This is a genomic window from Ruminococcus sp. D54t1_190329_F1 (assembly GCF_015551645.1).
Lineage (GTDB): Bacteria > Bacillota > Clostridia > Lachnospirales > Lachnospiraceae > Blautia_A > Blautia_A faecis.
Genome location: NZ_JADNDC010000008.1, coordinates 51,782 through 63,251 on the forward strand (window position 1 = coordinate 51,782; position 11,470 = coordinate 63,251).

Annotated in this window: 8 protein-coding genes; 4 read left to right on the forward strand and 4 right to left on the reverse strand. The window is 43.7% G+C overall.

Annotation, left to right across the window (positions count from 1 at the left end; all coding sequences use genetic code 11):
- Positions 1-11 precede the first annotated feature (11 nt).
- The gene (locus I2D69_RS05195; protein WP_118579767.1) at positions 12-1,769 is read left to right on the forward strand and encodes an ABC transporter ATP-binding protein; all 1,758 of its coding nucleotides are present in this window, start codon (positions 12-14) and stop codon (positions 1,767-1,769) included.
- Complete coding sequence (locus tag I2D69_RS05200; RefSeq protein WP_118579764.1) at positions 1,766-3,676, forward strand: ABC transporter ATP-binding protein; 1,911 nt, start codon at positions 1,766-1,768, stop codon at positions 3,674-3,676. The genes I2D69_RS05195 and I2D69_RS05200 overlap by 4 nt, the downstream gene beginning before the upstream one ends.
- 82 nt (positions 3,677-3,758) lie before the next feature.
- Here I2D69_RS05200 and I2D69_RS05205 read toward each other — a convergent pair whose 3' ends face one another.
- From I2D69_RS05205 to ilvB, 3 genes are all read right to left on the reverse strand, one after another.
- Positions 3,759-4,712, reverse strand: a complete 954-nt coding sequence (locus I2D69_RS05205; protein WP_207741800.1) for a DMT family transporter — start codon at positions 4,710-4,712, stop codon at positions 3,759-3,761.
- Between the two features lie 68 nt (positions 4,713-4,780).
- On the reverse strand, positions 4,781-5,278 hold the full coding sequence (gene ilvN, locus I2D69_RS05210) for an acetolactate synthase small subunit (RefSeq protein ID WP_334285059.1): 498 nt from the start codon (positions 5,276-5,278) through the stop codon (positions 4,781-4,783).
- A 34-nt stretch (positions 5,279-5,312) separates the two neighbouring features.
- Positions 5,313-7,031 (reverse strand): biosynthetic-type acetolactate synthase large subunit, encoded by a 1,719-nt coding sequence (ilvB, locus tag I2D69_RS05215; RefSeq protein WP_195379518.1) that lies wholly within the window; start codon positions 7,029-7,031, stop codon positions 5,313-5,315.
- A gap of 400 nt (positions 7,032-7,431) precedes the next feature.
- On the opposite strand from ilvB, the gene I2D69_RS05220 reads away from it, so the two are divergent.
- Positions 7,432-8,571: an AI-2E family transporter gene (locus I2D69_RS05220; RefSeq protein ID WP_180006276.1), complete on the forward strand. Its 1,140-nt coding sequence runs from the start codon at positions 7,432-7,434 to the stop codon at positions 8,569-8,571.
- Positions 8,572-8,719: 148 nt separating this feature from the next.
- On the opposite strand, the gene I2D69_RS05225 is transcribed toward I2D69_RS05220, so the two are convergent.
- Positions 8,720-9,955, reverse strand: a complete 1,236-nt coding sequence (locus tag I2D69_RS05225) for an argininosuccinate synthase (RefSeq protein ID WP_118579752.1) — start codon at positions 9,953-9,955, stop codon at positions 8,720-8,722.
- Positions 9,956-10,401: 446 nt separating this feature from the next.
- On the opposite strand from I2D69_RS05225, the gene argC reads away from it, so the two are divergent.
- A complete protein-coding gene (gene argC, locus I2D69_RS05230) occupies positions 10,402-11,442 on the forward strand; it encodes an N-acetyl-gamma-glutamyl-phosphate reductase (RefSeq protein WP_148461744.1) in 1,041 nt (346 codons plus the stop codon).
- Positions 11,443-11,470: the final 28 nt, after the last annotated feature.

Here is an 11,470-nt window from a genome sequence, read left to right on the forward strand (position 1 = left end):
GGGAGAACCTGATGATAAAGACATTACTTGCCCAGGTAAAGGAGTTTAAGAAGGCCTCCTTCCTCACACCGGTATTTATGATACTGGAGGTTGTGGTGGAGACAATGATTCCTCTTGTAATGGCAGATATGATCGACAACGGTGTGGAAGCCGGTAATATCAGTTATCTTTACAGAAAAGGTGCCATTATGGCGCTTCTTGCTGTTGCAGGACTTGTTACCGGTATTCTTGGGGGAAAATACGGAGCATACGCATCCTCCGGTTTTGCCCGTAATCTTCGTAAAGCAATGTATACTAACATTCAGACATTTTCATTTTCAAACATTGACAAGTTCAGTACTGCAAGTCTGATCACACGTCTGACTACAGACGTGACCAACCTGCAGAATGCATACCAGATGATCCTGCGTATGTGTACCCGTGCCCCGGCCAGTCTGATCTGTGCCATGGCGATGGCGTTTATGATCAATGCAAGGGTTGCCAGCATTTACCTTATTGCCGTTATTTTTCTTGGATGTTTTCTCGTATTTATTATGAAAAAGGCGACTAAGTATTTCCGGGAAGTATTTGAGAAATATGACGATTTAAATGCCAGCGTACAGGAGAATATCAGCGCAGTCCGCGTTGTGAAGGCTTATGTACGTGAAGAATATGAGACCACTAAGTTTCAGAAAGCCTGCAATAAAGTTTACGAAATGTTTGTAAGAGCTGAGAAACTGGTAGTTATGAATATGCCGGTTATGCAGTTTACAGTATATGCATGTATTCTTGGAATCAGCTGGCTGGGTGCGAATATGATCGTTGGCGGCAGTCTGACTACAGGTGAATTGATGAGTCTTCTTACATATTGTATGAATATTCTTATGAGCCTTATGATGCTTTCCATGGTATTTGTTATGGTCACCATGAGCGCAGCAAGTGCAGAGCGTGTAACTGAGGTTATCAATGAAACAGCAGATCTTCATGATCCGCAGGATCCGGTTATGGAAGTTGCAGACGGAAGTATTGAATTTGATCATGTGGATTTCAGCTATAAGAAGGACAGTAAGGAGCCGGTGCTGAAGGATATCAATCTTTCTATCCGCGCAGGAGAAACTATTGGTATTATCGGTGGAACCGGAAGTGCCAAGTCCAGTCTGGTAAACCTGATCAGCCGTCTTTATGATGTGAGCTCCGGATCAGTGAAAGTTGGCGGCGTGGATGTGCGTGACTACCATATGGATAGTCTGCGTAACCAGGTAGCAGTTGTACTTCAGAAGAATGTGCTGTTTTCCGGTACCATTCTGGAGAATCTGCGCTGGGGAAATAAAGAGGCTTCGGAGAAAGAGTGCCGCAGAGCGTGTCAGCTTTCCTGTGCGGATGACTTCATTGAGAAAATGCCGGACAAATACAATACTTATATTGAGCAGGGCGGAACCAATGTTTCCGGCGGTCAGAAACAGCGTCTGTGTATCGCCAGAGCTCTTCTTAAGAAACCCAAAGTACTGATTCTGGATGATTCCACAAGTGCGGTAGATACTGCCACAGATGCACGTATCAGAAGAGCTTTTGCAGAAGAAATTCCGGATACTACCAAGCTGATCATTGCACAGCGTATTTCCAGTATTCAGAGTGCGGACAGGATCATTGTCATGGATGAGGGAAAAATCAGCGGATTTGGAACTCATGAGGAACTGATGAAAACCAATGCCATTTATCAGGAGGTTTATAATTCACAGATAAAGGGTGGTGGAGATTTTGATGAGAATAGAGGAGGTGAGCAGGCATGAGCAATGAAAGACCGATAAAGAAGCCAGGCCGCAGCGGGGCAGCCTTCCGTTCAGGCCCTATGGTAGAGAATCCGGGCAAGATGCTTGGAAGACTGATGGGGTATATTTTTAAGAACTACAGGATCCATATTATTGTAGTTGTGATCGGCATTGTGGTAAGTGTTCTTGCCAATGTGCAGGGAACCATGTTTATGAAGACTTTGATTGACCAGTATATCATGCCTATGCTTCAATCTGAGACTCCGGATTTCCATCCTCTTGCAATGGCAATTCTTCGTGTAGCCTGTTTTTATGCAATTGGGGTGGCGTGCACATATACGTACAACCGTCTGATGATCTATGTCAGTCAGGGCACCCTACGCAATCTTCGAAATGAGATGTTTGAGCGCATGGAAACACTTCCTGTTAAATATTTTGATACACATGCACATGGCGATATCATGTCTATCTACACCAATGATATTGATACACTGCGCCAGATGATCAGCCAGAGTATTCCACAGCTGATCTCCAGTGTGATCACCATTGTCAGTGTATTGATAAGTATGATTATTTTGAATGTGCCTCTTACCATCGTGACTCTGGTCATGGTTGGAGTGATGCTGGTGGCAAGTAAGAATCTTGCAGGACTCAGCGGCAAGTATTTCATGGAGCAGCAGAAGAATCTTGGTATTGTAAATGGTTACATCGAGGAAATGATGGAAGGCCAGAAGGTTGTAAAGGTATTCTGCCATGAGGAAGAAAGCCTTGAGAAGTTTAATGAGCTGAATGACCAGCTGTTTGAGAGCGCGAATAATGCCAATAAATTTGCAAACGTGCTGATGCCTACCTGTGCACAGATTGGGAATATCAGCTATGTGCTGTGTGCCATTGTTGGCGGCGTGCTGGCAGTAAATGGTGTGGGTGGATTTACTCTTGGCGGCCTGGCAAGTTTTCTTACTTTTAACAAGAGCTTCAGCCAGCCGATCAACCAGGTAAGCCAGCAGTTTAACAGTATTGTTATGGCACTTGCCGGAGCGAAGCGTATCTTCGACCTTCTGGACGAGAAGCCGGAGGTAGATGACGGATATGTGACCCTGGTAAATGTGAAAGAAGAGAATGGTAAGCTGGTTGAGTCCAAGAAACGTACAGGACGCTGGGCATGGAAGCATTTTCACAAAGCCACTGGCAAAACAGATTATATCGAATTGAAAGGTGATATTGTTCTGGATGGCGTTGACTTCGGATATCGTGATGACAAGATCGTGCTTCACGATGTGAAGATGTATGCGAAGCCAGGACAGAAAATTGCATTTGTCGGCTCCACGGGTGCCGGTAAGACGACAATTACCAATCTTCTGAATCGTTTCTATGATATTCAGGATGGTAAGATCCGTTATGATGGCATCAATATAAATAAGATCAAAAAGGGTGATCTGAGACGTTCCATGGGTATCGTTCTTCAGGATACTAATCTGTTTACTGCTACCGTTATGGAGAATATCCGTTATGGAAAACTGGATGCCACAGATGAGGAAGTTATTGCAGCTGCCAGGCTGGCGAATGCGGATGGCTTTATCCGAAGACTGCCGGATGGTTATCATACTATGCTTCGCAATAATGGTGCTAATTTAAGCCAGGGACAGAGACAGCTGCTTGCAATCGCCAGGGCGGCAGTAGCAGATCCGCCGGTTCTGATCCTGGATGAGGCTACCAGCTCTATTGATACCCGTACAGAGAAGCTTGTACAGGATGGTATGGATAAGCTGATGGAAGGCAGAACTACATTTGCAATTGCACATAGGTTATCCACAGTCAGAAACAGTGACTGTATTATGGTTCTGGAGCAGGGACGTGTTATTGAGAGAGGCTCTCATGATGAGTTAATTGCGCAGAAAGGTAAATATTATCAGCTGTATAATGGGTGATATGGGGTAAATAAGTAAGAGGTAACGTTTGGAAGGTTCAAGCGTTACCTCTTACTTTGGGTTTTGGAAGATTTAGAGCGTGTTATTTTTCACTGGCAGTTTCTTTCTGCGGCAGCTGGGCAAGAACGATAGCCCCGAACATTACCACACAACCGATGATTTCCCGGGTGCTTAATTTCTGTCCTAAGATAATCCAGCCGGCGAGGACAGAGATGCAGGATTCCAGACTGAGAATCAGGGAGGCTACGGTTGGGTTCATATTTTTCTGGCCCACGATCTGGAGGGTGTAGGCGACACCGCAGGACATAACGCCGGCATAGAGAGTAGCGCCCCAGGCACCACTGAATGAAGAAAGATTGGGATGCTCCAGAATTATGGCTGGGATAGCAGTGAGGATTCCGCAGACCAGAAACTGGATGCAAGACATTTTTACTCCATCTGTCTTTGGTGAAAAGTAATCAATGACCAGAATGTGCAGGGAAAACAGGAAAGCACAGATCAGGACCAGAAAGTCTCCCTTTCCAATGGAAAAGCCGTCTGTGATGCAAAGCAGATAGAGACCAATCAGTGCCATTACAACCGCAACCCAGATAAAAGGACTGCATTTCTTTTTCATAAAAAGTCCAAGGATCGGGACGATGATAATGTAGCATGCAGTGAGAAAACCTGCTTTTCCAACGGAGGTGTACTGGATGCCAAACTGTTGGAAGTTGGAAGCAAGACACAGGCAGATACCGCAGATTATACCGCCGGCAATTAAGGTTTTGTTGCGGGAAAATGGAGTTGAACCGCTGGATGCCATTGACTGTCTGTCGGATTCTGCGAAATCAGCTGAATTGCTCTGTGGATTTATTTTATTGAGCAGTAAAATAACCGGGATCAGCACCAGAGAACCGATAATGTTTCTTGTGGCATTGAATGTGAGAGGGCCGACAGCTTCACCGCCCTCACTTTGAGCTACAAAGGCGATTCCCCAGATAGTTGCTGTCAAAAGGAGAATCAGTGAGTTTTTTAATGGTATTTGTTGTTTTTTCATAATGGATTATCCCCTCGTAAAATTTACAAAAATGCCCTCCTTTAACAGGAGGGGCATTATCGTTTAAATTATCTTTCCATCATGCTGATAGATTCAATTCCTACACTTCCACCTCGAACTACTTCAATGCGGCCGAATTCTTCTTTGATCAGTTTGACAACTGCATCATTTTTGGTCGCTGTCTGTACGAATTCCAGAAGCAGGCTGTCTTTACCGTAATCAATGACTCTGGCCTTGAAAGTCTCAGCAATCTGGAATAATTCAACTTTGTCCTCAGAAGAGCAGTTAAAAACCTTGATGTAAAGAATCTCTTTCATTCGGACGAACATATTGGTGAAATCAATAACTTTGATGACTTCTACCATTCGGTTCAGCTGTTTCTTGATCTGTTCGAACGTTTCATCGTCGCTTACAGTTCCGATGGTCATTCGGGAAACGGTAGGATCCTCTGTAGTACCGACGGTAAGGCTGTCCAGGTTATAGCTTTTGCCGGAGAAAAGTCCGGAAATCTTGGACAGAACACCTACCTGGTTTTCTACGTAGAGGGAAATCCATCTTTTTTTCATGCCTTTATCTGCCATTGGATAAACCTCCTGTTAATTAACAATCCATAATTAAATCTTCCAGTGTTCCGCCAGGCTTTACCATCGGATAAACCATTTCTTCAGGATCAATGATGAACTCGATCAGGGTCGGAACTTTGGTATTTTTCTTTGCTTCTTCAAAGGCTGCGGCAACCTCATTTTTATTGAAAACCCGGATCCCTTTGGCACCGTAGCTTTCTGCCAGCTTTACAAAATCTGGTGTATATTTCGGGTATTCCTCGCCATTTGTACGGCGGGAAAGGGCACCGGAGCGAAGATTGGTCATGCTGTAGCGTTTGCCATAGAAAAGCTTCTGCCACTGACGAACCATACCAAGATATTCGTTATTAAATACACAAAGGATCAGTGGAAGCTCTTCCAGAACAGCTGTGGCAAATTCCTGAATATTCATCTGCATTCCACCGTCGCCGGAAATAACAATAACCGGTTTGTCAGGATTACCGATCTTTGCGCCTACACCACCGGGAAAACCGTATCCCATGGTACCAAGTCCCCCGGACATAACAAGCTGTTTGCCTGGTGTGATTTCGGCATACTGGGAAACCAGCATCTGGTGTTGTCCGACATCCGTGACAATGATGGCTTCTTCAAACTGGCAGTTGATCTGGTTAATGATGTCAACCGGACTTAATCTGTCATTTGGACGCATTACAAGAGGATGTTCCTGCTTCCAGCTGTTTATCTCACTGTTCCATTTTTTGCTGGCATAGTCGGAAACGTATTCGGACATTTTTGCAAGGGCATCTTTTGCATCTGCAACGATTGGAATATCTACCTGGATGTTTCTGGAAATAGATGCCGTGTCAATGTCAATATGGATAATCTGGGCGTTAGGGGCAAATTCATGAAGCTTTCCTGTGATTCGGTCATTAAAACGTGTTCCAATGGAAAAAAGTACGTCACAGTTGCTTACAGCCATATTGGCTGCATAGGCACCGTGCATGCCAAGGTTTCCGATAAAAAGCGGATGGTTTGTAGGAATTGCACCTCGTCCCATAATAGTAGTTACAACCGGAACACCGGTCTTTTCCACTACTTCCTGGAATATCTTATTGGCATGGGAAATATTGATTCCGCCGCCTGCCAGAAAGAGAGGCTTCTTTGCCTTGGAAAGTGTTTTGATCGCACGTTTCAGCTGTCCGATGTGGACACTGGTGTTTGGCTTGTAGCCGCGGATATTTACGCTCTTTGGATATTCTGCACTGCCCAGTTCAGCCATTACATCCTTGGGCAGGTCAATGAGAACCGGCCCCGGGCGTCCGGTACGTGCAATATAGAAGGCTTCCTTAATGATACGTCCAAGATCTTCACGGTTGCGTACGGTGACTCCATACTTGGTAATACTGCGGGTAATTCCTACAATATCAACTTCCTGGAATGCATCGTTTCCAATCAGATGACGTGCTACCTGACCTGTGAAGCACACAAGAGGAACGCTGTCATAATTGGCTGTAGCAAGGCCTGTAACAAGATTGGTAGCACCAGGTCCGCTTGTTACAAGACATACTCCAACCTTTCCAGTAGTACGTGCGTACGCATCGGCTGCGTGAACCAGTGCCTGTTCGTGACGTGGAAGGATTACGGTGACATCATCCTGTTTGTATAATTCATCGCTGATATCAATGGTGCATGCTCCGGGATAACCGAAAATGTACTCAACACCTTCTTCTTTCAGTGCTTTTACCAGCAGCTTATTGCCTGATATCTGTTTCATTTAGTGAAGATACCTCCTTTTCGCCGGGGAAAAACCCCACAATATAATTATAAAAAAATCTCCCGCAAGTTGTGACGCACATCTTGCAGAAAGCCTTTTTCAAACACGCTCTAGAGCAAACGATATTTAATCAATATTATAGCGTTAACGTGGAAAAGTGTCAATAAAGTTCACAGAAAACCAGAGAATTGCGGCGCGAAATCATGCAAAGCATGATTCTTTTGCATCGCGAAAAGTGTTACTGGTCAAGGCGGGAACAGTAACACATTGAATTAAAAGAGGTGGGAAAAAGAAAGGGATAACTGGTCAAAAAGTGGATTTTGTGGTAAGATATGCAGAACAAAAGTGTACTGAGAAAGAAAGGAAGAGGTTGAAAATAGTGGAACTAAATAAGGAAAATATGAAAAAGATAAGGTGGCTGATCGCTTTTTCAGTGCTTCTGTATCTGGGAGTGCAGAATCTGGATGTGGTGCTGAAGTATGTGAAAATTGTGTGGGGACTTCTTCTGCCATTTGTGCTGGGTGGAGCTATGGCGTTTGTGCTGAATGTACCTATGGCATTTATTGAGCGTCATGTTTTTGGAAAAGCAAAGGAAAAAGAAGACAGGAGGGGACGTGCAGCAGCAAAATTTGCAAGACCGGTGAGCCTGATCTTTTCCATTGTTCTGGTGGTGCTGGCGATTCTCGTTGTAGTACTGATTGTGGCACCGGAGCTTGGAAGAACTCTGGTAAATGTTGTGAAAAAAGTGGAAGAAGATATTCCGTTGGCTCAGAAATGGCTGACAGATACCTTCCAGAGTGATTCTGAAATTGTGAAATGGGCATCTACCATAGAAATTGATCCGCAGAAAATTATTGATTCTATTGTGAGTGTTTTGAGAAGTGGGGCGGACAATCTGGTGTCATCCACTATTACCGTGACTATGGGACTGGTGAGTATGGCTATGAATTTTGCAATTGGTTTTGTGTTTTCCTGTTATGTGCTCCTTCAGAAAGAGAAGCTGGGCAGGCAGGTCCTGAAAGCGGCTTATGCGATCTTACCTGTGAAAACAGTGGAATATCTGGGACATGTTTGTACACTGGCAAGTAAGGTGTTTTCAAGCTTTATTACCGGGCAGTGCATAGAGGCAGTGATCCTGGGAAGCATGTTCTTTGTTTCCATGACGATTGGAAGATTTCCATATGCAATGCTGATCGGAGTGCTGATCAGTTTTACGGCGCTGATTCCTGTGTTTGGCGGAATTATTGGATGCTGGGTGGGATTTTTCCTGATTTTGATGGTAAGTCCTCTGAAAGCTTTGGCATTTCTTGTATTGTTCTTGATCCTGCAGCAGATTGAGGGAAATCTGATCTATCCTCACGTAGTTGGAAACTCTGTGGGACTGCCGGCGATCTGGGTACTGGTTGCAGTAACTCTGGGCGGAAATCTTATGGGAATTGTGGGAATGCTGATTTTTATTCCACTGGTTTCTGTAATTTATACATTGTTTAAGGAATGGGTGGCTGAGAGACTGGAGCAGAAGAAGGTAAAAATCAGTTGAGAAAATTTTTAATGAGCGCTGGTTGATAAATAAAATAAGCGCTGGAAAATAATTGGTTTACATAAAACGAAAAAGTTGCAAAAAAACATCTCCGGGAGGATTAAGAACTTCCGGAGATGTTTTTGGTTTATTTTATTTTTTATGAAGATCAGTCGTTGGTCTGTTTCTGACTTTCTACTTCTGCAAGCTTCATTGCACGAACTTTCAGCGGCAGACCAAACAGAGTGATGAATCCGTCTGCATCATGGTGATCGTACATATCACCTGTTGTGAAGGAAGCAAGAGATTCATTGTAAAGGCTGTATGGAGAAGTGGTTCCGGCCTTGATGATGTTGCCTTTATAAAGTTTGAATTTTACTTCACCGGTTACATATTTCTGTGTGGACTCTACGAATGCCTGGATTGCCTCACGAAGTGGTGTGAACCATTTTCCTTCGTAAACAACCTGAGCCAGCTGGCTGCCAAGTTTCTTCTTGGTTTCCAGAGTTTCACGATCAAGGATCAGTTCCTCAAGCTGTTCATGTGCTTCCATAAGGATTGTTCCACCAGGAGTCTCGTAAACACCACGGGATTTCATACCTACAACACGGTTCTCAACGATATCGATAATGCCGATTCCGTTCTCGCCGCCAAGCTTATTCAGCTCTGTGATGATCTCGGAAACTTTCATTGCCTTTCCATTTAAGGTCTTTGGAACACCTGCCTCAAATGTCATGGTGATTTCGGTCTCTTTATCCGGAGCTTTCTCAGGTGTTACGCTGAGTACTAACATATCATCATAGTTTGGAGCCTGCGCCGGATCCTCAAGCTCAAGTCCCTCATGGCTGATGTGCCACAGGTTACGGTCACGGCTGTAGCTGTGTTTTGCATCGAATGGAAGGTTGATACCATGAGCCTGGCAGAACGCGATCTCGTCTTCACGGGACTGCATGGTCCAAACGTCAGTCATACGCCATGGAGCAATGATTTTGATGTCTGGTGCAAGAGCTTTGATTCCAAGCTCGAAACGGATCTGGTCATTTCCTTTACCAGTTGCGCCGTGACAGATTGCAACTGCGTTCTCTTTTCTTGCGATCTCAACCAGTTTCTTGGCAATAGCAGGACGTGCCATGGAAGTACCAAGAAGATATTTGTGTTCGTATACAGCACCTGCCTCAACACATGGCATAATATAGTTGTCGCAGAAGTCATCTACGATATCCTCAATATATAATTTGGAAGCTCCGGAAAGCTTTGCTCTTTCCTCAAGTCCGTCCAGCTCATTTCCCTGTCCGCAGTTAACGCAGCAGCAGACAACATCATAATCAAATGTTTCTTTCAGCCACGGAATCAATGCTGTGGTATCAAGTCCGCCTGAATATGCAAGTACAACTTTTTCTTTCATAATATTTACCTCTTTTCTTTTATCCCTCTGAAACAGATAGGGTTATAAAGCATATTAAATTTTGAATAAATATTCATCGCGATAACGGCTCTTACGTTCTGTACGTTATTCACAAAGAATAATATACAACAATACTCATAAATATGCAATAGTAAATTTGAAAAAAATTTATAAAAACTTTGCATAAAAATGCATCATATAATAGGTAAATACGCGTTGAAATGCACAAAAAAAGATAGATTGAATGGAAAATAAGGAAAAAATGACTATTGCATAATATGCAAAGAAGATGTATAATTCATTCATCATTGTTTATAAAGCACATGTTACTGTTCACTCCGTTCACAAAACGGACATTGTTGCCAGTGAACAGAGTAACAAGTATGAGTTCTAGAGCCTGTTTGAAAAAGCATGCTTTTGACACCATAATAATGGAGGACACTAAAATGATAAAAGCTGGAATTATTGGAGCAACCGGTTATGCGGGAAATGAAATTGTACGTCTCCTTCTGGGACATAAAAATGTGGAAGTAGCATGGTATGGATCAAGAAGCTACATTGATAAAAAATATGCAGGAATTTATCAGAACTTTTTTAAGCTGGTAGATGCAAAATGTATGGACGATAACATGGAAGCTCTGGCAGATGAGGTTGATGTGATTTTCACTGCAACACCGCAGGGGCTGTGTGCTTCTCTTGTAAATGAGGGAATCCTTTCCAGAGCGAAAGTAATTGATTTAAGTGCAGACTTCCGTATTAAAGATGTGAAGAAATATGAAAAATGGTACGGAATTGAGCACAAATCCCCTCAGTTTATTGATGAAGCTGTGTACGGATTATGTGAGATTAACCGCGAGGACATCAAAAAAGCCCGTCTGATCGCGAATCCGGGATGCTATCCAACTTGTTCTACACTTTCTATTTACCCATTGTTAAAGGCCGGAATGATTGATCCGAACACGATTATTATTGATGCTAAATCCGGAACAACGGGTGCTGGAAGAGGGGCTAAGGTTGATAATCTTTATTGTGAAGTAAATGAAAATATCAAGGCTTACGGTGTTGCTACACACAGACATACACCAGAGATCGAAGACCAGTTAGGATATGCCTGCGGACAGGAAGTGACCATTAATTTTACCCCGCATCTTGTTCCAATGAACAGAGGCATTCTGGTTACAGCATACGCTTCCCTGACAAAGGATGTGACCTACGAAGAAGTAAAAGCTGCTTATGATGCATGTTATGAGAATGAGACATTTGTGAGGGTTCTGGATAAGGATGTGTGTCCGCAGACAAAGTGGGTAGAGGGCAGTAATTACGTGGATGTGAACTTCAAGATCGATCCGAGAACCCACAGAATCATCATGATGGGAGCTATTGACAACCTGGTAAAAGGTGCTGCCGGACAGGCAGTTCAGAATATGAATCTGATGTTTGGGTTTGATGAAGCGGAAGGATTATTACAGGTTCCGATGTATCCGTAAAAGTGAAATTGGAGACAGGCTCCGGGCA